Origin of the sequence: Mesorhizobium sp. B2-1-3, assembly GCF_006442495.1 — a bacterium.
In the GTDB taxonomy this organism is placed as follows: Bacteria; Pseudomonadota; Alphaproteobacteria; order Rhizobiales; family Rhizobiaceae; genus Mesorhizobium.
This window is the reverse complement of the sequence record NZ_VFWL01000029.1, coordinates 1-19,550: the sequence shown is the minus strand read 5'-3', so window position 1 is coordinate 19,550 and position 19,550 is coordinate 1. Positions and strand designations below refer to the sequence as shown.

29 protein-coding genes are annotated in these 19,550 nt (G+C 60.6%); 24 read left to right on the top strand and 5 right to left on the bottom strand.

Annotation, left to right across the window (positions count from 1 at the left end; all coding sequences use genetic code 11):
* The first annotated feature begins 28 nt into the window (after positions 1-28).
* The 16 genes from FJ973_RS29685 to FJ973_RS29610 all read left to right on the top strand — a co-directional run bounded on the left by FJ973_RS29685 (position 29) and on the right by FJ973_RS29610 (position 13,438).
* Entirely contained in the window at positions 29-880 is an 852-nt protein-coding gene (locus tag FJ973_RS29685) for a hypothetical protein (protein WP_140558824.1), read from the top strand.
* 69 nt (positions 881-949) lie between these two features.
* Positions 950-2,167: a P22 phage major capsid protein family protein gene (locus FJ973_RS29680; protein WP_140558823.1), complete on the top strand. Its 1,218-nt coding sequence runs from the start codon at positions 950-952 to the stop codon at positions 2,165-2,167.
* A 58-nt stretch (positions 2,168-2,225) separates the two neighbouring features.
* Positions 2,226-2,441 (top strand): hypothetical protein, encoded by a 216-nt coding sequence (locus tag FJ973_RS29675; RefSeq protein ID WP_140558822.1) that lies wholly within the window; start codon positions 2,226-2,228, stop codon positions 2,439-2,441.
* A 65-nt stretch (positions 2,442-2,506) separates the two neighbouring features.
* Positions 2,507-3,085, top strand: coding sequence for a hypothetical protein (locus tag FJ973_RS29670; RefSeq protein ID WP_140558821.1), 579 nt, complete (start codon positions 2,507-2,509; stop codon positions 3,083-3,085).
* Positions 3,072-3,731: a hypothetical protein gene (locus FJ973_RS29665; RefSeq protein ID WP_140558820.1), complete on the top strand. Its 660-nt coding sequence runs from the start codon at positions 3,072-3,074 to the stop codon at positions 3,729-3,731. The genes FJ973_RS29670 and FJ973_RS29665 overlap by 14 nt, the downstream gene beginning before the upstream one ends.
* Positions 3,728-5,197, top strand: coding sequence for a hypothetical protein (locus FJ973_RS29660; RefSeq protein WP_140558819.1), 1,470 nt, complete (start codon positions 3,728-3,730; stop codon positions 5,195-5,197). The genes FJ973_RS29665 and FJ973_RS29660 overlap by 4 nt, the downstream gene beginning before the upstream one ends.
* Positions 5,194-5,538, top strand: coding sequence for a hypothetical protein (locus FJ973_RS29655; RefSeq protein WP_140558818.1), 345 nt, complete (start codon positions 5,194-5,196; stop codon positions 5,536-5,538). The genes FJ973_RS29660 and FJ973_RS29655 overlap by 4 nt, the downstream gene beginning before the upstream one ends.
* The gene (locus FJ973_RS29650; RefSeq protein ID WP_140558817.1) at positions 5,538-5,957 is read left to right on the top strand and encodes a hypothetical protein; all 420 of its coding nucleotides are present in this window, start codon (positions 5,538-5,540) and stop codon (positions 5,955-5,957) included. The genes FJ973_RS29655 and FJ973_RS29650 overlap by 1 nt, the downstream gene beginning before the upstream one ends.
* Positions 5,958-5,959: 2 nt before the next feature.
* Positions 5,960-6,469: a hypothetical protein gene (locus FJ973_RS29645; protein WP_140558816.1), complete on the top strand. Its 510-nt coding sequence runs from the start codon at positions 5,960-5,962 to the stop codon at positions 6,467-6,469.
* A complete protein-coding gene (locus FJ973_RS29640) occupies positions 6,469-7,407 on the top strand; it encodes a hypothetical protein (RefSeq protein WP_140558815.1) in 939 nt (312 codons plus the stop codon). Before FJ973_RS29645 ends, FJ973_RS29640 begins: the two co-directional genes overlap by 1 nt.
* A gap of 11 nt (positions 7,408-7,418) precedes the next feature.
* Positions 7,419-7,733: a hypothetical protein gene (locus FJ973_RS29635; protein ID WP_140558814.1), complete on the top strand. Its 315-nt coding sequence runs from the start codon at positions 7,419-7,421 to the stop codon at positions 7,731-7,733.
* The gene (locus FJ973_RS29630; RefSeq protein WP_140558813.1) at positions 7,734-8,948 is read left to right on the top strand and encodes a hypothetical protein; all 1,215 of its coding nucleotides are present in this window, start codon (positions 7,734-7,736) and stop codon (positions 8,946-8,948) included.
* Positions 8,949-10,628: a hypothetical protein gene (locus FJ973_RS29625; RefSeq protein ID WP_140558812.1), complete on the top strand. Its 1,680-nt coding sequence runs from the start codon at positions 8,949-8,951 to the stop codon at positions 10,626-10,628.
* 256 nt (positions 10,629-10,884) lie between these two features.
* The gene (locus tag FJ973_RS29620) at positions 10,885-11,646 is read left to right on the top strand and encodes a cell wall hydrolase (RefSeq protein ID WP_140558811.1); all 762 of its coding nucleotides are present in this window, start codon (positions 10,885-10,887) and stop codon (positions 11,644-11,646) included.
* A complete protein-coding gene (locus FJ973_RS29615; RefSeq protein WP_140558810.1) occupies positions 11,646-12,632 on the top strand; it encodes a hypothetical protein in 987 nt (328 codons plus the stop codon). Before FJ973_RS29620 ends, FJ973_RS29615 begins: the two co-directional genes overlap by 1 nt.
* Positions 12,629-13,438, top strand: a complete 810-nt coding sequence (locus tag FJ973_RS29610) for a hypothetical protein (protein ID WP_140558809.1) — start codon at positions 12,629-12,631, stop codon at positions 13,436-13,438. Before FJ973_RS29615 ends, FJ973_RS29610 begins: the two co-directional genes overlap by 4 nt.
* Before the next feature lie 3 nt (positions 13,439-13,441).
* On the opposite strand, the gene FJ973_RS29605 is transcribed toward FJ973_RS29610, so the two are convergent.
* Positions 13,442-13,867 (bottom strand): hypothetical protein, encoded by a 426-nt coding sequence (locus FJ973_RS29605; protein WP_210240120.1) that lies wholly within the window; start codon positions 13,865-13,867, stop codon positions 13,442-13,444.
* A 22-nt stretch (positions 13,868-13,889) separates the two neighbouring features.
* Here FJ973_RS29605 and FJ973_RS31085 point away from each other — a divergent pair, with 22 nt between their 5' ends.
* From FJ973_RS31085 to FJ973_RS29565, 7 genes are all read left to right on the top strand, one after another.
* Positions 13,890-14,567 carry a hypothetical protein gene (locus FJ973_RS31085; RefSeq protein ID WP_181170993.1) on the top strand — a complete coding sequence of 226 codons (678 nt, stop codon included), beginning with the start codon at positions 13,890-13,892 and terminating at the stop codon, positions 14,565-14,567.
* Positions 14,567-14,881, top strand: a complete 315-nt coding sequence (locus FJ973_RS29595; RefSeq protein ID WP_140558807.1) for a hypothetical protein — start codon at positions 14,567-14,569, stop codon at positions 14,879-14,881. The genes FJ973_RS31085 and FJ973_RS29595 overlap by 1 nt, the downstream gene beginning before the upstream one ends.
* Complete coding sequence (locus FJ973_RS29590; protein ID WP_140558806.1) at positions 14,868-15,215, top strand: hypothetical protein; 348 nt, start codon at positions 14,868-14,870, stop codon at positions 15,213-15,215. Before FJ973_RS29595 ends, FJ973_RS29590 begins: the two co-directional genes overlap by 14 nt.
* A 206-nt stretch (positions 15,216-15,421) precedes the next feature.
* Positions 15,422-16,144, top strand: a complete 723-nt coding sequence (locus FJ973_RS29580; RefSeq protein ID WP_140558804.1) for a glycosyl hydrolase 108 family protein — start codon at positions 15,422-15,424, stop codon at positions 16,142-16,144.
* Positions 16,141-16,344: a hypothetical protein gene (locus FJ973_RS29575; RefSeq protein WP_140558803.1), complete on the top strand. Its 204-nt coding sequence runs from the start codon at positions 16,141-16,143 to the stop codon at positions 16,342-16,344. The genes FJ973_RS29580 and FJ973_RS29575 overlap by 4 nt, the downstream gene beginning before the upstream one ends.
* Positions 16,341-16,583, top strand: a complete 243-nt coding sequence (locus tag FJ973_RS29570; RefSeq protein WP_140558802.1) for a hypothetical protein — start codon at positions 16,341-16,343, stop codon at positions 16,581-16,583. The genes FJ973_RS29575 and FJ973_RS29570 overlap by 4 nt, the downstream gene beginning before the upstream one ends.
* Positions 16,584-16,737: 154 nt before the next feature.
* Complete coding sequence (locus FJ973_RS29565) at positions 16,738-16,974, top strand: hypothetical protein (protein WP_224646512.1); 237 nt, start codon at positions 16,738-16,740, stop codon at positions 16,972-16,974.
* Positions 16,975-17,529: 555 nt separating this feature from the next.
* Here the strand turns inward: FJ973_RS29565 and FJ973_RS29560 are convergent.
* The gene (locus FJ973_RS29560; RefSeq protein ID WP_140558800.1) at positions 17,530-17,838 is read right to left on the bottom strand and encodes a hypothetical protein; all 309 of its coding nucleotides are present in this window, start codon (positions 17,836-17,838) and stop codon (positions 17,530-17,532) included.
* 30 nt (positions 17,839-17,868) lie between these two features.
* Entirely contained in the window at positions 17,869-18,045 is a 177-nt protein-coding gene (locus FJ973_RS31080) for a hypothetical protein (protein ID WP_181170985.1), read from the bottom strand.
* Between the two features lie 253 nt (positions 18,046-18,298).
* On the opposite strand from FJ973_RS31080, the gene FJ973_RS29555 reads away from it, so the two are divergent.
* On the top strand, positions 18,299-18,517 hold the full coding sequence (locus FJ973_RS29555) for a hypothetical protein (RefSeq protein ID WP_246675976.1): 219 nt from the start codon (positions 18,299-18,301) through the stop codon (positions 18,515-18,517).
* A 76-nt stretch (positions 18,518-18,593) separates the two neighbouring features.
* Here the strand turns inward: FJ973_RS29555 and FJ973_RS29550 are convergent, their stop codons facing one another.
* Positions 18,594-18,881 carry a hypothetical protein gene (locus FJ973_RS29550; RefSeq protein WP_140558798.1) on the bottom strand — a complete coding sequence of 96 codons (288 nt, stop codon included), beginning with the start codon at positions 18,879-18,881 and terminating at the stop codon, positions 18,594-18,596.
* A 38-nt stretch (positions 18,882-18,919) separates the two neighbouring features.
* Positions 18,920-19,105 carry a hypothetical protein gene (locus tag FJ973_RS29545; RefSeq protein WP_140558797.1) on the bottom strand — a complete coding sequence of 62 codons (186 nt, stop codon included), beginning with the start codon at positions 19,103-19,105 and terminating at the stop codon, positions 18,920-18,922.
* Positions 19,106-19,550 lie beyond the last annotated feature (445 nt).

Here is a 19,550-nt window from a genome sequence, read left to right as displayed (position 1 = left end):
GCAACAACCCATGAAAGGGATTGCACCTATGGCCGGTGAAGACGAACCTATTGCCGAAGCGGAAGCGCCAATCGAAGCAGTGGAGCACGACGAACCGACAGACCCCGGCGCCTTGCCGCTCGAAGGCGAGGAGATTGCCGAACTACCCAACCCGGACGATGATCTCGAGGAATTCGACTGGAACGGGCAGAAGATCAAGGGGCCGAAAGGCCTCAAGGACGGCGTGCTCATGCAGGCCGATTACACCCGCAAGACTCAGGAAGTCGCAGCGACCCGTAAGGAACTGGAAGACCGCGCACAGCAGCTCAACCAGCAATTCCAGGCGTCCAACGATGAACTGATGGCGCGGGGCCATTTGACTGTGCTCAAGAGCCAGATGGCCGAATACGCGAACGTCAATTGGAACCAGCTTTCGGCTGACGACCCGATTGGCGCCCAGCAGCACTGGATGCGCTACCAGACCATGAAGGATCAGGTAGCCGCCATCGACAACGACTTGAGCGAACGCCAGAACCAGCGTTCTCAACAGGCGCAGCAGGAGACTGCCAAGCGCTTCGAGCAAACGCAGGAATGGGCGAAAAGCAATTTAAAGGGCTGGTCGCCGGAGACGGATAGCCAGGTCGTGGAGTGGGCCAAAAGCAAGGGCGCCACCAACCAGAACCTGCTCGATGCCATGTCCCCCATGGTCTACGAGATGCTCTATCTCGCCAGGCTCGGTGAACAGGCCCTTACGAAGAAACCCGCAGCCCTCAAGCCGGCTCCCATTGTCGAACCCCTGAAGGTCGTCGCGGCCAAGGCGAACCCGCCAGCCCGGAAGAACCTCGCGGACATGGACATGGACGAGTACGTGGCGGCCCGCCGCAAGCAGCAGGGGCGATAGACCCAACCCGATTGAACGACGTGATGTCGTCCAGTCCCAGCGCGGCTAAGGCCGCCCGAAGGAACCACAATGTCCAACACCACACTGACGGCGGACATCATTGCCAAAGAGGCGGTGATGATCCTCGACAACAACCTCGTCATGGCCAAGCAGGTCTTCCGGGGCTATGAGAACGACTTCGACAAGAAGGTCAACGGCTACAACATCGGTGAGACTCTGTCGATCCGCAAGCCGACCGACTTTACCGTCCGCAACGGTTCCACCATGACCGCTCAGGACGTGATCGAAGGCAAGACCTCCATTACCGTCGACAAGTTCAAGGGCGTCGATTTCAAGTTCACGACCCAAGACCTGACCTTGCGCATCGAAGACCTCTCCGAGCGCGTCATCAAGCCGGCGATGGTCCAGCTTGCCAACCAGATCGACCGTGACCTGATGGCCCTCTACGCGTCCGTCCCGAACTGGGTGGGCACCGCGGGCCAGACGATCGACAGCTACAAGGACTTCGCGGTCGGCCCGCAGCGTCTGGACGAATACGCCGTCCCGACCGATGGCCGCAGCGCTGTCCTGTCGCCGGCCGATCATTGGGGCCTGCTGGGTTCCCAGACCGCGCTCTACATCCAGGACGCGGCCAAGGGCGCCTACCGCCAGGGGTCGCTCGGCATGATCGGCGGTGTCGATACCTACATGTCGCAGAACGTTCCGACCCACATCACCGGTTCGGATCTTTCCGGCACGGTCAACCAGTCGGTCACGACCTCGACCATCGACTATGCCACGGTCAAGGACTCGATGCAGCAGACCATTACTGTTGCCTCGCTGAACCTGAACCCGGGCGACGTGTTCACGATTGCCAATGTGAACGGCGTCAACCCGGTGTCGAAGGCCGATCTCGGCTTTGCCAAGCAGTTCACCTGCGTTTCGTACTCGGCCAACACGCTGGTGTTCTACCCGGCGATGATCTGGACCGGCGCGTTCCAGAACGTGGCTGTTGCCTCCGGCACGACCGACCTCAACACGGCAGCCATCACCGCCGTGGGCACCGCCAGCACCGGATACCGGCAGAACATGATGTTCACGGAGAAGGCCTTCGCGCTGGTTTCGGTCCCGCTCGTCTCGCCTCCCGGCGCAGTCGATGTCTCCCGCCGTACCTACAAGGGCACCAGCGTCCGCGTCATCCCCGTCTATGACGGCATCAACGATGTGAGTGCCTGGCGTCTGGACATGCTCTACGGCACCAAGGCGATCGATCCGCGCCAGGCCCTTCGCGTCAGCGGCTCGGCCTGATCCATAGCGGCCCCTTAATCGGGGCCGTTTCCCCCTCTCATTCAAAGGAACCACGAACATGGCTGCAAAACAGCTTTCAGACGGCGGCGCCGATGGCGTCAAGCTCGGTCAGTCCGCTACCGACAAGGTCGGCTTTCACGGCGCTTCTCCTGTGGCCAAGGCCACATGCACGCTCTCGGCGGCCCTCACCGCCGCGACAACCACGGCGGCCAATGTCGCTGCCGCATTTGCCGAACTCTATGCCGTCCTCGCGGCCAAGGGCATCGTCGGCTGATGCTGATATGCGTCGGCATTCCTTGTCATGACGGGAAGCCGGTCGCCGCACTCGTGGATTCCCTGTTGGCAGAGCAGTTCATCGCTCTCCAGCAGGGCATTCACATTCTCCCGGTCTGGGAAATCGGCTGCGCCCTGATCGGGATCGCCCGGAACAAGCTGGCACAGAAGTTTCTCGATATCCCGCAGGCCTCTTGCATGGTGTTCGTTGACGCGGACATTTCATGGAAGGCCGGCGACCTGACAAAGCTCGCCCAGCGCCCGCAGGATGTCATCGGGGCAACCTATCGCGCCAAGCGTCCGGATGAGCTTTTCCACGTCTTCGGCGATCCGGAGCCGGTTGGTGACCTCTACAAGGTCGATGGCCTTCCCGGCGGGTTCCTGAAGGTTTCTCGCAAAGCCTACGAGCAAATGGCGGCCGATGTCTATCTCGATGTCGACGGCAGGCAATGTCACGACTATTTCCCGACCGGAATTGTCGATGGCCGGCTCTACGGGGAAGATTACGGCTTCTGCCGCCTGTGGCGGACGGTCGGTGATGTCTGGCTCGATCCCTCGATTATCCTGAAACACCATGACGGGCTGAGCGTCTACACAGGCGATCCATCCGAATGGCTCAAGGAGCGGCAGCATGGCGCTCGATAATTACGACGATCTCCTGGCATCGATCACCGACTGGATGGCGCGTAGCGATCTATCCGGTGAAGCCGGCGATTTCATCGCACTGGGTGAGGCGAGGCTCAACCGGGAGCTGACCCCTGTCGAACTCGACACCACCCTTACCGGCGTCGTTGACAGTCGCGTCATCGACATCGCGGCTCTCAGCATGGCGGCGCCGGTCGCCCTGTTCCTGAGCGATGGCATTATTCCGGCGGAAATGGAACTGACGCAAAAGGCGGACGGGACGTTTCCCTATCAGACGATATCCATGCGCCCGCGCTATTGGGCGATCGACGGGACGAACATCGATTTCAACTGCCCGCTCGACCAGGCCTATTCGTTCCGCTTCCGCTTCCAGCAAAGGTTCAAGCTCTCGGAGACTGCCCCGACAAACTGGCTTCTGACCAATCACCCTGACGTGTATCTGGCGGCGTCGTTGGTCTGGGGTGGCTTGTTCATCCAGGCCAGCCCTTATGCGGCACAGTTCCAAGCGGTTCTGAACAGCGGCATTCCAGAGGTCAGGCATTACATCGCGCAGCAGAACCGGGCAATCGCCACCGTCGATCCTGCCTTGCTGCGCGTCGGCCGTATCGTGCGCGGCAATTATCCGTGGTCGTGGGCGCTGTCATGATCCCTTTCGCGGAGTTCGGCCCGGATCGCTCCACCTTCGATCCAGCCTACAGCGACAGGATGGAGAACGTGCTGCCCAAGGCCAATTCCTATGGGCCGTTCCCCGGGTTCGTCCCCTTGTCGCTGGCATTGCCGGCGGCGCCGATGGGCACCTATCTCGCCTATGTCGATAATGGGCAATATCGCCTTTTCGCCGGCACGCAGACCGGGCTTTACATGCTCGATGTATCAACCCTCGATTGGGTCGATATGTCAAAGGTCGGCGGCTATACCGGGTCGTCGGATCGAAAATGGGATTTTGCGCAGTACGGCAACCGCCTCATTGCCACCAACGGCGCTGATCCGGTGCAATGGATCGACATCACCACGCCGGTCCAGTTCGCTGATCTGCCGGGCTCCCCGCCGAAGGCCTATTACACCGGCACGCTAGGCGATTTCGTGGTCCTGGCAAATCAGGTCACGGATCAGCGCCGCATTCAATGGTCTGGCCTGAACAATTCGGAATGGTGGACGCCGCGCGAAAGATCGTCGGATTTCCAGTCGTTTCCGGACGGTGGCGAGATCATGGGCTTTGCCGGCGGCAACAAGGGCTGTGTGATCTTCCATGCGGAATCGATCCGCGAAGGTGCGCTGGCGCTTGATACCTCGCTGGTGATGACGTTTTCACAGACCGTGGCAAACCATGGCTGCCTTGCGCCGCGCTCGATCGTGCAGACCGGCCAAGGCATCTTCTACCTGTCGGATGATGGGTTCTATCGCTACGGCACGCCACCGGAGCCAATCGGCGTCGAGCGCGTCGATAACTTCTTCCTGCAAGACATCGACCATTCCGAGCTGTTCCAGGTGTATGGCTCGGAAGACCCAAACCGCAAGATCGTCTATTGGGCCTACAGGTCGAACGAAAACACGGTGCCGATGTCTTATGACAAGGTGCTGCTCTACCATTACGGCATCAACCGCTGGTCGCTCCTGAAGCCGGGAACCATCCTGACAGGCCTGATTGATGCGGTGACGCCCGGCTATACGCTGGACAGCCTGGACAGTCTGGGGCTGGCGCTGAAGGATCTGCCGTTCTCGCTGGATAGCCGAGCATGGGCCGGCTCGACGCCACTGATTGCCGCGATCAACGATGAATTCAAGTTCGGCGTGTTCTCCGGGGCACCGTTGTCGGCAACGTTGCAGACCGGCGATGCAATGCTGTCCCAGACGGGCCGGACATTCGTGCGCGGCTTCAGGCCGCTGTGCGATGCGCCGATGATCAATGGCCGTGTCCGGGTCAAGGATTGGGCAGGTGCTGCCGGGACATGGAAGCTCCCCGCCGATGCCAGCCAGCGAACCGGGCTGATCCCGGCAAGGGCGAGCGGGCGGTTTCACAGGTTCGAAATCAACATTCCATCGGACCCCGCCAATACATGGGGCGATATCCACGGTGTGGAGCCTGATGGCGTCGAGGAGGGGCAGGCGTGAGCAATTACGTTGCCAATGCCACCCGTCTCGTCGGCGCGCACCTTACCACCACGAGCGACACGACGGTTTTCACGGCCACCGGCTATACACAGGTTGTCGGCATTCGGCTAACCAATGTCAGCGCCACGGATCGCACGGCAACCGTAGGCTGGTACAGCAATGCGGATAGCAGCGCATACCGTTTGCTTTACCAGCATGTCGTCCCGGCCAATAGCGCTGTCTGGCTTCCGCTGGAGGCTTTTGCGCTCAAGATTGACGATCAAATCAGGGTGCAGGCCAGCTTTGCCAGCGCGCTCGACGTGATTTTGTCGGTGGCGGAAGTGCCGGGACGGTCGGGTTGATGGAAATCCGGCTGACGTCCAACATGAGTGCGGAGGAAATGCTGCCGCTCTGGCCCGGCATCGTGCGCTGTCTCGAAAAATACTGCGCCAGATTCAACGACGAAACCCCGGAAAACATCATTGCCGAATGCGCGCAGGGAAAGCGCCAGCTCTGGGTCTGCCTCGATGGCGGCACGGTTGTCCTGACCCCGGTTACTGAAATCGTCACCATCAACGCCACCGGCCGCAAGCGGCTGCTGCTGGCTGAGGTGGCAGGCGAGCGCCTGGATGAGTGCATGCCGCTCCTTCGGGAGATCGAGGCATGGGCCAAGGATCAAGGCGCTGAAACCAGCCAGCTTGTCGGCCGCGATGGATGGGCAAAGGTACTGCCGGCTTTCGGCTATGCGCCCAAGGCGCGAATTTTCGAAAAGGCACTGTGACCATGGGCAGCAAAGAAAGCAAGACGACACAACAGAACGATCCGCCGGACTGGGCAAAACCGCTCCTGACCAAGGGCGCGAATGACGCCATGAAGCTCTATGACGAGAAAAAGGGCTACAACGTCTATGGCGGCCCGACGCAGGCCCAATTTTCGCCCACCACGCTCCAGGGCATGAATTCCTTGATGGCGGCAACCGGCGGTGGTGCGCCGATCACCAACGAAAGCGTGTTCAACAATCCGGCCATCCAGCAGGCGCGTCAGCAGCTAACCGCACAGGCGCAGCAGCAGGCAGCGCAGCAGCCTCAGGCGGCAGGGCAGGGCGTATGGATGCGGCAGCAGATCGGCACGAGAGCTCAGGGCGCCGGCTCCCACGGCGGCAGCATGGATGTCCCGATCTACAATTACATCAATTCAGTGACAGGCGAGACGACGGACCAACCCCCCGACGGCAGCAAAAGCACAGGCGCGTATGGTACCTTCAAGGGTCGTTCGGGCGGAGGGCTCTGGTAATGGGCAACGCAAGCTCCCAGAACAAATCCGGCCAGACCAACGCCAGCACGGCATCGCCGGCTTGGGCAACACCGGGTTCGAGCGCCTACAACAAGCAGAACAGCCTGATGCAGACGGCACCCATTGCCGCATTCAACCAGACGTTGGCGCAGGGCGGGCAGGGCACTGCCACGCAAGGGGCCATTTCCCACCTCCAGAACGGCATGGGGCAAGTCGGCACCGGGAACTTCCAGAACATCTACAACCAGTCCCAAGGAGCCGGTGCGGGCGATAGCGCACTCCAGCAATACGCCAGTGGTTCGATGCTGAACGGCTCGCCCGAGCTTTCGAACATCATCGACACGTCGAACCAGAAGGTTGCCGATCAGGTCAACCAGGCGATGTCCGGGGCCGGTCGGTACGGTTCTGGCGTGGCACAGGGGACGCTTGCCGATTCCATCGCCAGCAACACCTCCAATCTGCTCTATAACAACTACAACCAGCAGCAGCAGAACCAGATGAACGCGGCCAATTCGCTGAACAGCTCGCAGCAGAACCGCGCCTCGACCGGCCTCAATGCGGCAAGCGGCATTGCCGGCGCTCAAGGCCAGAACATCGCCAACAACACCAACAACCAGTTGAACGCGGCGGGGCTGGAAAACACCGGTTTCAACAACATCATGTCGATGATCGGAGCCCTGCCGACGATCCAGAACAACAAGACCTATGATGCGCAGCAGCAGATGGGCCTTGGCAACCAGTTGGATCAGGCAAGCCAGAACCAGCTTAACGACCTCATCAAGCAATGGGGTCAGGGCGACATGCAGGATTGGGCGCGGCTTGGCGGACTGCTCTCGGCCGGCACTCAGTCTGCGGGGAATTACGGCACCCAAACGGCAACCAGCAGTCAGCCTTCGAACGTCCTTGGCGCGCTCGGCGCCCTGTTCAGCGCACTTTGAGAGGCGACTAAATGGGAATTCTGGACGCAATGTTCGGCGGCGGTTCGCTTCTCCAAGTGAACCCGAATGCCGCATCCCATCCATTCATGGAGAGACTCACCTCCGGTCTCGGCCAGGAGGGCGGCCTTCTCCAGCGCATGGGCATGGGCCAGCACGGCAATGAGCCTATTGACAATCATTTTGGACGTCCTGGTGGGCTGTTGGAACTGCTGCGCAATTCCACATCGCAAGGTGGTGGTACCGGTCAGCAACCAGGCCAAGCGCCGCAGACGGGCGGCTTGGCCGAATTGATCGCGTCCATGATTTCGCAGAACAGGAGAGGCTAAATGGCCGGTCTACTCTCCCTTCTCAGCGGCCAACCTTCCATGCAGCCGCAACAGTCACAGCAGCCGGCTCCTCAGCAACCTCAGCAGGGCGGCGGCATGGGCGATATCCTGTCGCGCCTCGCTCCCGCAATTGCCATGATCGACCCGCGCAACCAGCAGCTTGGCGCTGCCCTGATGCAGGTCAATATGGGCCGGCAGAAGGAGCGCAAGCAGGCCAAGGCAGCGAACCAGACCGCGCAATGGTTGCAGACGCAGGGCGTAGGCGAGGGCGAGGCAGCCTATCTCACCAGCGATCCCGATGCACTGCGCGGCTGGTATAAGGAATGGAAGACGGGCAGTCAGCCGGACTGGAAAATCCAGCGCCTGATCAATAAGGATGGGCAGGAACAGGACTTCATGGTCGACATGAAGGACCCGACCCGCATGCAGCCGTTGGGCGGTCCAAAGGCCGAGAACGTGCGCGATCAGTACGGTCTCAACCCCATTTACGGCCAGCGGGACGGCAAAACCGTTGTTATGCAGCCGTCGAAGGCTGGCGGCCTTGTTGAAGCGAAGATACCGGAAGGGGTAGACCTCACCCCCGGCGTGCAAAAGATTGACTTGGGCACCGCATGGGGCGTCTTGGACCGGGGCGGCAACGTTGTTGGTACTATCCCGAAAGATATCGCCGGGGCACAGGCGCAAGAGGCGCTCGGAAAGGCAAAGGGTGCCGCCGCCTTCGATCTCCCGCGCGTTGAGCAGAACGCTCAGCAGACGGTCGATGTGGTCGAGCAGTTGAAGAACCATCCCGGTCGCGAGACGGCGACTGGCCTCAGCGGCACGATAGACCCGCGCAACTATCTCCCTGGCACCAATGCAACCAATTTCCGCACCATGCTGGACCAGGCCAAGGGCCAGACCTTTCTCCAGGCATATCAGACGCTCAAAGGCGGCGGCCAGATCACGGAAATCGAGGGCACGAAGGCCGAAAACGCCATCGCCCGTCTCAATACTGCCCAGTCTGACGAGGAATTCGCGAAGGCACTCAATGATTTCGAGGATGTCATCAAGACGGGCCTTGATCGCGCGCGCCAGCAGGCCAGCGGAGCAACTGCGCCCGGCGGTGCCGCGCCTCCAGCCCCCAATGCCGCTCCGGCAGTTGGTGAAACCCGCTACGGCTACCGCTTCAAGGGTGGCGATCCTTCCGAGCCGTCCAACTGGGAAAAGGCGCAATAAATGCCGCTTCCGTGGGAAGAGTACCGGTCCCAAGACAAGAAGCCTTGGGAGGATTTCAAATCGGACGGCACAGCCGAAGCCGACGCGCGGGCAAAAGTAGGGATCGAGCGGGCCAAGGCTGCCGGCGGGGCAAACCCTGATGCCGTTGCCAACATCCCCGAATATTCACCGCGGAACTATGGTCAAGCAGGGTCCACCGCCATGGGCGCGGCTGACGCTACGACATTCGGCTATGGCGACGAACTGGCCTCCTATCTCGGCAGTGCTGTGTCTGGGTTGCCTCGCAACCAGGTGCTCTCCGAAATGCGCGGCGATGCCAAAAAGGCGCAATCGGACAATCCCGGCTCATATCTCGCAGGTCAGATTGGCGGGGGCCTGGCGCAGGCAGCAGCTACAGGCGGCGGAGGGGCCGCTACGGCTCTTGCGCGCGGTGGAGCGGGGCTCGGCAAGATTGCCGCTGGCAGCGCCCTTGATGGCCTCCTTTACGGCGGTGCTTACGGTTCCGGCTCGGCCGACAATGGCAACAGGATCGCGGGCGGCGCAACCGGAGCCGGCATTGGTGCTGGTTTAGGTTTAGCGGCACCTATTCTTGCTGCCGGTGGGTCTGCGCTGGCGCGCAAGGTGGTCAGCCCCTTTGCCTCATCCCCAGAGCGCGAAGCAGCCGTCAGTCTCCTTTCCAAAGAGGGCGTTCCTGTCACGGCAGGGCAGCGCACCGGTTCCAATGCGCTGCGCTATGCCGAAAGCGAGCTTGGCGGGTCCAAGGCCGCCGGCATGATGGATCGGCAGGCCGAAGCGTTCACCGATGCCGCTATGCGCAAGGCGGGCGGTTCGGGTCGTGCCACGCCGGACAATCTCGCTGCGCTCAAAGGCAACCTTGGGCAGGCTTTCGAAGATATCTCCAACCGCAATTCGATGGTTGCCGACCAGCAGCTTGCGAATGATGTCGGGCAGACCTTTCAGCGGTACAACAAGCTTCTGGAAACCCAGCAAAAGCCCATCATCAAAGACATTCTTGGCGACCTCGTCACCCGAGTAAACGCCAATGGCGGAAAGCTCTCGGGCCCTGAATACCAGTCCATTCGTTCCGATCTGTCGCGCGCGGCAAGCTCGACCACCAACCAGACCCTAGCGGGAGCCTTCAGGGGCATCCGTAACGCTCTTGACGGTGCCATGGAACGTTCGATCGATCCGGCCGACCTTGGCGCGTGGAAGGTGCTCCGCAAGCAGTATGGAAACTACAAGGTCGTCAACCGGGCATCGTCTGGCGGCGGCGAGGCAGCGGGGCTTGGCCTCATTTCACCGGCTCAATTGCGTGTAGCGGCGTCGACGGGCAACCGCGAAGGGTTCGCGAACGGGGCCAGCGAATTTACAGACCTTGCCAAGGCGGGGCAGGCGGTCATGACGCCCCTGCCGAACTCTGGGACGGCCGCGCGATCGGCGGTTCGGAACCTTGGCGTTCCAATAGGATCGGCCGGCGTCGGCAGCATGATCGCAGGCATTCCAGGCGCAATCGCAGGTGCCGCAGCCCCTTACGTGGCAGGCCGAACGCTGATGAGCCCGATGGCGCAGCGCTACCTTGGCAACCAGGCAGCGGCAGGGCCGGCAAACAAGGTGAGTGAGGCGCTTCTTGCAGCCTTGCTGCGGAGCGGCGGCATTCAGGGCCTATTGGGGTCGCGCTAACGGCGCATCCACTTTGGAACTTTGTCGCCAGTAATGGCGCGGCCAACGATAACAAAAATCCCACCGGTCAAGAAACCTAGTCGGACAGAGTGCCAATCAAGCGTCATGGTGGTCAGCGACACGACCCAAACCAACGCAACCGCTGCCGAGACGGCCCAATAAATCCAATTCCCCGTCCTGTCTCGGGGCGGCTCTTCCGGGTCGTGGTCGATCTGCATCCCTTCAACATAGTCACAAACTCGCGTCGAGGCAATTCATGGCCTATGTCGGGACACCCAGTCGCTACGGCAGCGACCTTGAAACGCTCGCATCCATCCTTCAAGGGGAAGCCGGCGGCGAAGGGCTCATGGGATTGCAGGCGGTGGCCGATGTCATCCGCAATCGCGCCAGCCAGAATTTCTCAGGGTACGGCAGCGGCCTGCTGGACCAGGCGCTTGCCCGCAACCAGTTTCAGGGCCAGTCATCGAAGATCGGCCCCGAAGCGAGGCAAGTGGCCGAACAGCTTCAGAGCGGCACGCTCCCCGATGTGGCCGGCGATGCCCTGTACTATGCCAACCCCGGCGCCTCCACGGCGTCTTGGGCGCGGCGGCTCAATTCGGACAATGCCCTGAAGATCGGCAACCACTATTTCACCGACAACGCGCGCGGGGTGCCATTCTCGGCCCAAGCCCCGGCACCGGTCCCGCCAGACGGCCCCAAGGGGCAGGAAGCCTATCTCGCGCCCCTGCCGTCCCGCACCATCAACGATGCACCGATCGCAGCCATGCAGCAAGGCCCAGAGGCTCCTCATCAGGGTCTACTCAGCCGTCTCACAGGCGGCAAGATGCAGCCACCGCAAGGGCTGATGGACCTGATGACCGGCAAGCCCGATGCCGGAGCAGACAAGGGCGGCGGGTTGCTCGGGGCGCTGGCGGCAATGCAGCCGCAGGAAGCACCGCAAATCCAGCCGATGCAGGCCCCGCAAGGCCCGACGCTGGCTGACTATCTCGCACATTTCATGCAATCGAGGATGGCATAATGGCTGGCTCAATCTACGATTGGTCACAGACCCCTGACGACAACCAGACGGCTGATGCCGATATTAACTGGCTGGAAAATCAACTGCCCAGCACGGTGAACGGTTCGGCCCGGGTGATGATGGAGCGCGTGGCCGAACTCATCGCGGATCTTGGCGGCGCGCTGGTGCCGACCGGCACGGCGAATGCGCTGACGATCACGGCCAATTCGGCTTTCACAGCCTATCAGCAGGGATTGCGTATTGCCTTCAAGGCTGCCTCCACCAATACGGGAGCAGTAACGGCGAACGTGAACAGCCTTGGCTCAAAGGCCATCCGCAAGCAGGGCGCCTCCGCAGACGTCGCCCTGGTGGCCGGAGATATCGTCGCGGGCGGCATTTTCCTGCTGCACTATTCGACGGCGGCCAATTCGGCGGCTGGCGCATGGATATTGATCAATCCGTCACTGATAGCCTCCTTGGCGGCGGTTGCATTTTCCGGGTCGGCATCAGACCTGACGACGGGGACGCTGCCCGATGGCCGCTTCCCTGCCACGCTTCCAGCAGCTTCAGGCGCCAATCTCACGGCGCTCAACGTATCCAATGCTTCGTCGGGAACCCTGGCCGATGCCAGGCTGCCAACGACCATGGCGGGCAAGACGCTGACGAGCGCCGCGCTGAATGGCACGCTCGGGGCGACGACGCCAGCCGCCATTTCCGGGACGACTGGCTCTTTCAGCAGCACGTTGGGCGCTACGGGAGCCGTGACTTTCAGCAGCACGTTGGGAGTCACAGGGGCGGCGACATTCGGAAGCTCCGTCACTGCATCCGGCAACATACTTGCCGCAGAATATCTTTTCACGACCGATACGGATACCGGGATGGGAACCTTTGCCGGCAACAGCGTCTCCCTCATCGCCGGGAATAGCATCAAAGCCACATTCGCCGCTAGTGGCAATTCGATCTTCGGCAATACCACCATCAACGGCACGCTGACGGTTACGGGATGACGCTCGGCGCTTCTCCTTCCCCTGCCCAAGTCGTGGCCGAACTCGGGCAGACATCCCCGTACACCTTCCCGGATGCTCGGTCTCGATGGCTTGCCGACGTCGGGTCAAGCGATCCGATCACCTTCCCGACCAGCTTTGCAAACAAAACCGCGCTCAAGATCCCGGCGACTACCGGGGCCAGCGGGGTTTCCACGAGCCACAGCTTCGCCGGCGTGAACTTCGGCCCTGTCTTCACGAACAGGCGGCTGCTGTGCTACGTCATCGCCCATGGGAAAAGTGCCGGTGTCGAGACCCCCGCCGATGTCACCGTTACCAATTTCACCGTTGGCGGCGTTCCCCCGGTCGGTGGTGTAGCTCCACTGTTCTTCTGGTATTATGCCGGCACGACCGATAGCGCTGTTTTCTCCGGCGTCCAGAGTGACAGTTTCAACCCAAGCGGCACGTCGGGGACGATTTCCTTCACGACCAACATTGCCCTGAACTGCTCCGTCATCGTCTTTTCCATGATCGGCAGCAACGACATCGAATCAGGTTCGTCCAATGGCAACTTCTCCGAATTTTCTCCGATCTCGGACACGCTGAATGTGCAAAACGACGCCACCTTGATCACGGTCGGGGTGCAGAATTCTTCCGCCACACTGACGGTTTCGGGCTGCACCAAGCGCAGCCAGTTCAGCCCTGTGGCGGGTTATCAGTGCGTTGTCGGCTACGACAATCACCAGGCGGCGCAAACAGGACGGGCGATCAGCATCAGCGGCAGTTCTGGAGCGGCAACCGCGATGATCACCGATGGATGGAACTGGTAGCGGTCAGTCCGGATGGTCGGCTCCCCATCCGTTGCAGTGGCCCATTTCGTGCCTGATGAGTGCTTGGGGCGTCTGGTTGAGGTACTGGTGGTCAATAACGACGATAATACATGACGTGCTGTCCCAGGAAGCGCAGCCGTACATCACCTGGTCGTCAAACGCTTTATATCGTTCACAAACGAGCTGAACTCTCGACATCGGCAGATACTTGATCGTCAGCTTGCCTGTGTATGGGTGATCGAAGCGAGCGGGCGGGTTCCACTCGGCGTCGTCCCCGCGCGGGTCACCCTCGGGTTCGTCGCCGCCCGCCATGGCCGAACCAGCCATCGCCAGAAAAAGCAGCGTTACAGTAAGAAGAAATCCCCCTCGCATTCCTCCAATATGAGCTGTCAGTGCACGGCGTTCAAGTAGCCGGGGAGCAAAGCCCACACATGATTAACCGGTTTGTTTCATGACCATAAGCATTTTTAGCGCGGACTGGCGCAACGAAATCCTGCGCGAACTGGCGACGAAGATTTCCGATCTCGGTGCTGCGGTCCATGCCGCGACGAGCAAGACGACGCCGGTTGATGCCGATGAATTTCCGCTGGCGGACAGCGCGGCGTCGTTTGCTGTCAAGAAGGTGACGTGGGCCAATATCAAAGCCACCATCAGCGCCAGCTTGGCCGCCGTCGCATCGAGCGGCAGCGCGTCTGACTTGGGCACCGGCACACTTCCAGATGCGCGCGTCTCGGCCACGCTCACGGCCGATAAAGCGTTCAGGCGCGGGAATATCCTTGCCACCGTAGCGCAATCAGCTGGTGTTCCGACCGGCGGGCTGATCGAAGCCGGTAGCAATGCGAACGGCGACTACGTTCGTTTTGCTGATGGCACCCAGATATGTTGGAGAACCATCGTTACGGTTAACACAACGGCCAACGCCTATTTCATCAAAACTGAGTTATTTGCCGCTACGTTTGCGGCAGCCCCTCGATGCGTCGTTAGCCCAATAACTTCAAACGTGACAACCATCACCGCCGGTTACTGGCGTGCAAACACTGTCAGCACCATCGCCATTGAGTTCGCTTCTTCGGTCAATGTAATTTCGACCAATACGTTCAATTGCGTCGCAGTGGGGAGGTGGTTCTGATGCGAATATCCTTTTCTCCGCAACGCCGAGACGATGCTCTGGTACTCGAAAAGACGGGCGACCGCATTCGCATCAATGGCGAGCTTTTCAACTTCGACGGGCTTGCCGATGGCGACACGATCAAGCTGGGGAATATCCCCGGCGGCTGGTTCGCGGGCGCTGTCACCAAGACCGATGGCGAGATTCACATCGTTCTGACCCTTCCGCATGGCCCGAACCCTTCGCAGGCGGTCGCTTTCCCAGACCCGATCGTGGTGACGGAAGACGGGCCGATCGCCGTGCCACACGACGAGGCTCCAGATGTGGACGCCTGACCCCTCTATCATCATCACCGCCGCGCAGAAGGCGGAAGACGCACAAGCGGCCCTGCTGGCGACTTTCCAGTCGGCAATCCAATCGCTGGTCGATCAGACAGCCGCGTCGCGCTCCTATGCCGATGGAAACGCTCTCGCAAGCTATGTCGCATCGACCGTGCCGGCGTGGTCGGCTGAGGCGACAACCTTTGTCGCCTGGCGCGACGCGGTGTGGGTCTATGCCTACGGCGAACTGGACAAGGTATCGGCAGGCGCGCGCGAGGTTCCTACCGTCGAGGCATTCCTGGCCGAACTGCCGGTGGTCGCGTGGCCGGTGATCACTCCCCAACCCTAAACCAGCTCGTCCTCCCGCTCTCGTACTGAGTAACCCGTATCCATTCCCCGGATGTGGGCTCACGGCCTTGCGGGACGATAACCGGACCCCAAGCCTTGGCAGCCTCGACATCGCTGGCTGCCGATAGATCGACGCGCTTCAAGGCCGTGCCGTCGCGCATCTGCTCAACTGAAAATCTCATCTCCAGATCTTAGAAGGAAATCATCATGGACCGCAACTTTACGCGGGCGCTTGCGCTCGTTTTGAAATCAGAGGGAGGTTGGAGCGATAATCCGGCCGATCCGGGTGGCGCCACTATGAAGGGCGTCACCCTGGCTAACTTCCGCCGCTACGTCCAAGCCAATGCGACGAAGGACGATCTGCGGCATATCACCGATGCGCAGGTCGCGACCGTCTATCGCCGCTTCTACTGGGACGCGATTGCCGGCGCCGAGCTGCCCGATGGTGTCGACTATGCTGTGTTCGATTTTGCCGTGAACAGCGGGTCGGGCAGGGCGGCGAAATATCTTCAAGCCGCATGCGGTGTCAGCCTCCCGCAAGACGGCAAGATCGGCCCTGCGACCATCGCTGCAGTGAAGTCAAAGCCTGCCGGCGCTATCATCGACACGCTCTGCGATGCCCGTCTGGCTTTCCTGAAGCGTCTCTCGACATGGAGCACGTTTGGCAAGGGCTGGCAAAGCCGCGTGGCGTCAGTGCGCGCCAATGCACTGAAGATGACGGCGCAGCCACAGGCAGCCCCGCCAGCACCCGTTCAGCCCATCCAGGCTCCGCAGACGCCCGCACCGGCCCCTGCCGCTCCTATGCCTCCACCTGTCGCCGCACCACCCAGCAAAATCGCCCCTGCCGCCACGGTCCTCGCCCTCATCGCAATGGCCGCTGCTGGCTTTTGGCATCAAATCACCGATTGGCTTTGGAGCATCCTGCCATGACCGCCGTAATCGTCCGTATCGCACTTCGTTATTTCGCCGGCATCCTTGTCGCGCGTGGGCTCCTGTCGGCCGATGACGGGGGCACATTCTCAGCCGATCCCGATATCCAGATGCTTGTTGAGACAGCGGCGGGCTTGGCGATCGGCGCCATCACCGAAGGCTGGTATTGGCTGGCTCATCGTTTCGGGTGGGCCAAATGACCACGCTCGTTGCCTGGTTTCTCTCGAACCCAACAATCATCGCTATCGGCGCAGCCATCGTTGCCGCTGCCGGCGCATGGGTCCATGGCCGTCTCTCCGGCGCCAAAGCACAAGCCAACGCTGACAAGGCCAAGGAGGCCGATTCGTATGCGAAGCATATCAAGGATATCTCTGACGCTGCCAATGCTCGCCCTTCTGGCGGGGTGCAGTCAGACCCTTACAACCGCGACAACGGGTAAGGAAATCTGCCTGATTTGGTCGCCGGCAACCTACTCGGCCAAGGGCGACACCCAAGCAACAATCGATGGCAACCGCGCGTTGAATGCAAAGCGCGATGCCTACTGCAAGAACTAGCAGGGCAGAGCAGGGCGGCGAAAAATGGTGGATGAAAACATGGACAGCGGCGACCTCCGAGCCCGCGTGGTGGCACTCGAAAACTGGCGGGTCGCTCGGGATATCGAGAGTGCCCGTCATGACGAAAAGTGGAAGCACATGGACGATAAGATCGATGGTGTCGGCAAGAAGGTCGACAAGATATCGAGCGACCTGTCCCGCGTCGTCTGGCTCCTTCTGTCCGGCATCATCCTTGCGATTCTGGCCTTCATCGTGAAAGGCGGCATGGCGCCCTGATCATCTTCCCGACGCCGGCAATATGATCGCCGTAGCCTAGATCGAGACGTAGACCTTCCCCATCCCCTTGCAATCCACACAGGGAAGCCCATCGGGAAATCGCCACGGCTCGGGGTGGAATTTCGTCCAGTCGCCATCCCCTCCGCATTCGAAACACGGCACCTGACCGGCTCCGCAGCCATGATCGACAGGCCAGCATTCGACTTCGGTTTCACGCTTGGAGCCGAGATAGGCGATCATCCTAGTCGGGCGCATCGCCTCAGTGTACGAATATCAACGGGCTCATGAGGATTGCGACGGCCACAAAGACAGCCAGCGCCATACGTGGGTTTTTGTCTATGATGATGGTCAGCATCCGAAAACTCTATCATCCCCCACCGGAATCCGCTATAGAAATCAACGAGGCGGCGGCGTGGAAGGACACGCTGACATGGGTAAGCGATTAGCCCAGCGCGGCGCCACCGTGACCCGACGTACTTTGGCAAGTCCAGACGAAATCGGCGAGTGGCAGAGACCGTGAACAAAAAGCGCAGCCGGTATCAAGCCCGGCCCGCCTCAATCCGGCGCATCGACCAGCGGCCTTTTTCGTTTCGGCGCGGCGTAGCTCTCCACCAGCCGCACCTTGTCGATTGGAACGGTGACGCCGAGGCTTTTGCCTCCAATGGTCACGCTGTCCTCATCCACCCGCAAAACCTCTCCTTGAAGCTCTATCTGCTGGCCTCGCTTTACCTTGGTGGATTTATCCACGATGGAATGGGGGAAGTTATAGCCGGGGAGGGAGACGCTTACGCGGTCCTCAGTCACACGCCTGCGGACTATTGCGGTGATCGAGACGGTGTCGCCAGCTTTGATGCCTGTTGCCATTCCATGAGTCTGGGGCGGTGCTGGCGAGCGTCAAGGGAGCGGTTTTGTCTGGAAAAGCTCTTTCGCTTCGGCGCGCGTCATCGTCTTAACGACTGAGAAGCCGTTGCGCCGCATAATCTGCCAAGCCTCGTCGGTCGTTCTGGCTTCAATCGGCCACGGAATGCCTTCGAAAACTGGCGTGATAATGTGAATTTTCAGGTCATCCATCGGAAAAGCCTACCATTTCTGTGGGGTTCGCGCTATACATTTCCGTGAGGCGGCGGCGTGGAAAGCAGACACGCAGCAGACAGAGCAGGGTGGCATCTGGGCAGATCAGCCAAGTGACGGAGCAAGTCTCTTTCGAGAGCGGCACCCACCGTCAGCCGGGGTAGCGTCCGGCCCGCCTCATTCTTCCCCCCCCAAGCCCTTCCCTATATTCCCTCAAATGCCATGGACAATCCAAAGCCTGATAGACGAGAAGATGAAGGTCACAGCTCATTGCTCGTCGTGCAATCATAGCCAGGATCTCGACCTGGAAGCGCTGAAGGCCAAGCTCGGCTCCGACGCACCGGCAATGGAATGGGATCTGCGGCCGAAACTGCGCTGCTCCCAATGCCAGTCGAAGAAGGTCACGCTGATCTATGCGCCGAATTCAAATCTCATGTCGGGCATGGGGAAGGCGCACCCGGAGCGCTCCTAGCCCAGCAGCTTCATTCCCCAGTATGCCGCGACGATGATTAGGCCGATGACGGCGAGGGCGGGAAGGTTGCGAAGGCTCATGGCTTTTTTGCCGCAATCATCTGTTCCGCAATCGCATCGGCGGCGGCGACACTCTGTTTGGAGGCATAGGGTAGATCACCATAGCCGCTGACAGAGTAACCGATCAGTTGCGCCAGTTGCATCTGATCATCCTTCGAAAATCCCTGCGTAGCGGCCTCTAGCGCTATCTCGTTCAGGCTCAGCTTGCCACTATCAACCGCCCATCGAAGAATGGCATTTTCCTTGAACCGCAGATTCCCATTCACCCAGACGATAGGCTGCATGGGGTGCTTGGCCTTTGGCATTCTTCTCTCCTATTCCGGTGCTGCGAACATGCGGAGGGTTAGACCGGCGCCCAATGCGTCGGATGATAATAGACGTACATGGTCATGTCCGGATACCACCACAGCGAGCCTTGCCGCTTGAGCGTCTGAACGTTGCGTTCGCCGTCCGCGTCATCGATCTTCGTCCAGACAGTGACATTCTCCGGGGCGCTGGTAGCGTCTTGCCAATCGCGTTTCTCGCTCATGTTCAGATCCTCTCAGGTGAAGGGGTTAGGCTGGCAGGCTTCCATTCCCGGCATGCAGGCGCTTTGGCAAGGATATCAGTGCCGGGGCCGTGGCTCCATGAAGCACGCATGACGTCGCATTTCGGAAAGCTCCGAGAGCCGCCATTGACGCTCCGGTAATGAACGCAGGATTTGCATGTCTCTCCCGCAGGGCCGGTACCTGGCGCCGCCGCATAGCCACGCTTCTGCGGTTTGGCCTTCGCCTTCAGTAGGCGTCTGGCTTCGTCCACTGTGACCTCATTGCCGAACATGTCTTTCATCATTGTCTCCGCGAACATTGGTCGAGGGGAACGGAACGACAGGGGAACAGACGGGCATTTTGGGAGGTTGTTGTGCGCGTTGCTGTGCGCAAAGTGGTCGGAGTGGAGAGATTCGAACTCCCGACCCTCTGGTCCCAAACCAGATG

Bases quoted from the DNA above. Each gene is read 5' to 3' on its own strand.
- FJ973_RS29685 (WP_140558824.1), top strand. From the start codon at position 29: ATGGCCGGTGAAGACGAACCTATTGCCGAAGCGGAAGCGCCAATCGAA.
- FJ973_RS29680 (WP_140558823.1), top strand. From the start codon at position 950: ATGTCCAACACCACACTGACGGCGGACATCATTGCCAAAGAGGCGGTG.
- FJ973_RS29675 (WP_140558822.1), top strand. From the start codon at position 2,226: ATGGCTGCAAAACAGCTTTCAGACGGCGGCGCCGATGGCGTCAAGCTC.
- FJ973_RS29665 (WP_140558820.1), top strand. From the start codon at position 3,072: ATGGCGCTCGATAATTACGACGATCTCCTGGCATCGATCACCGACTGG.
- FJ973_RS29660 (WP_140558819.1), top strand. From the start codon at position 3,728: ATGATCCCTTTCGCGGAGTTCGGCCCGGATCGCTCCACCTTCGATCCA.
- FJ973_RS29650 (WP_140558817.1), top strand. From the start codon at position 5,538: ATGGAAATCCGGCTGACGTCCAACATGAGTGCGGAGGAAATGCTGCCG.
- FJ973_RS29645 (WP_140558816.1), top strand. From the start codon at position 5,960: ATGGGCAGCAAAGAAAGCAAGACGACACAACAGAACGATCCGCCGGAC.
- FJ973_RS29640 (WP_140558815.1), top strand. From the start codon at position 6,469: ATGGGCAACGCAAGCTCCCAGAACAAATCCGGCCAGACCAACGCCAGC.
- FJ973_RS29635 (WP_140558814.1), top strand. From the start codon at position 7,419: ATGGGAATTCTGGACGCAATGTTCGGCGGCGGTTCGCTTCTCCAAGTG.
- FJ973_RS29630 (WP_140558813.1), top strand. From the start codon at position 7,734: ATGGCCGGTCTACTCTCCCTTCTCAGCGGCCAACCTTCCATGCAGCCG.
- FJ973_RS29625 (WP_140558812.1), top strand. From the start codon at position 8,949: ATGCCGCTTCCGTGGGAAGAGTACCGGTCCCAAGACAAGAAGCCTTGG.
- FJ973_RS29620 (WP_140558811.1), top strand. From the start codon at position 10,885: ATGGCCTATGTCGGGACACCCAGTCGCTACGGCAGCGACCTTGAAACG.
- FJ973_RS29615 (WP_140558810.1), top strand. From the start codon at position 11,646: ATGGCTGGCTCAATCTACGATTGGTCACAGACCCCTGACGACAACCAG.
- FJ973_RS29610 (WP_140558809.1), top strand. From the start codon at position 12,629: ATGACGCTCGGCGCTTCTCCTTCCCCTGCCCAAGTCGTGGCCGAACTC.
- FJ973_RS31085 (WP_181170993.1), top strand. From the start codon at position 13,890: ATGACCATAAGCATTTTTAGCGCGGACTGGCGCAACGAAATCCTGCGC.
- FJ973_RS29595 (WP_140558807.1), top strand. From the start codon at position 14,567: ATGCGAATATCCTTTTCTCCGCAACGCCGAGACGATGCTCTGGTACTC.
- FJ973_RS29590 (WP_140558806.1), top strand. From the start codon at position 14,868: ATGTGGACGCCTGACCCCTCTATCATCATCACCGCCGCGCAGAAGGCG.
- FJ973_RS29580 (WP_140558804.1), top strand. From the start codon at position 15,422: ATGGACCGCAACTTTACGCGGGCGCTTGCGCTCGTTTTGAAATCAGAG.
- FJ973_RS29575 (WP_140558803.1), top strand. From the start codon at position 16,141: ATGACCGCCGTAATCGTCCGTATCGCACTTCGTTATTTCGCCGGCATC.
- FJ973_RS29570 (WP_140558802.1), top strand. From the start codon at position 16,341: ATGACCACGCTCGTTGCCTGGTTTCTCTCGAACCCAACAATCATCGCT.
- FJ973_RS29565 (WP_224646512.1), top strand. From the start codon at position 16,738: ATGGACAGCGGCGACCTCCGAGCCCGCGTGGTGGCACTCGAAAACTGG.
- FJ973_RS29560 (WP_140558800.1), bottom strand. From the start codon at position 17,838: ATGGCAACAGGCATCAAAGCTGGCGACACCGTCTCGATCACCGCAATA.
- FJ973_RS31080 (WP_181170985.1), bottom strand. From the start codon at position 18,045: ATGGATGACCTGAAAATTCACATTATCACGCCAGTTTTCGAAGGCATT.
- FJ973_RS29555 (WP_246675976.1), top strand. From the start codon at position 18,299: ATGAAGGTCACAGCTCATTGCTCGTCGTGCAATCATAGCCAGGATCTC.
- FJ973_RS29550 (WP_140558798.1), bottom strand. From the start codon at position 18,881: ATGCCAAAGGCCAAGCACCCCATGCAGCCTATCGTCTGGGTGAATGGG.
- FJ973_RS29545 (WP_140558797.1), bottom strand. From the start codon at position 19,105: ATGAGCGAGAAACGCGATTGGCAAGACGCTACCAGCGCCCCGGAGAAT.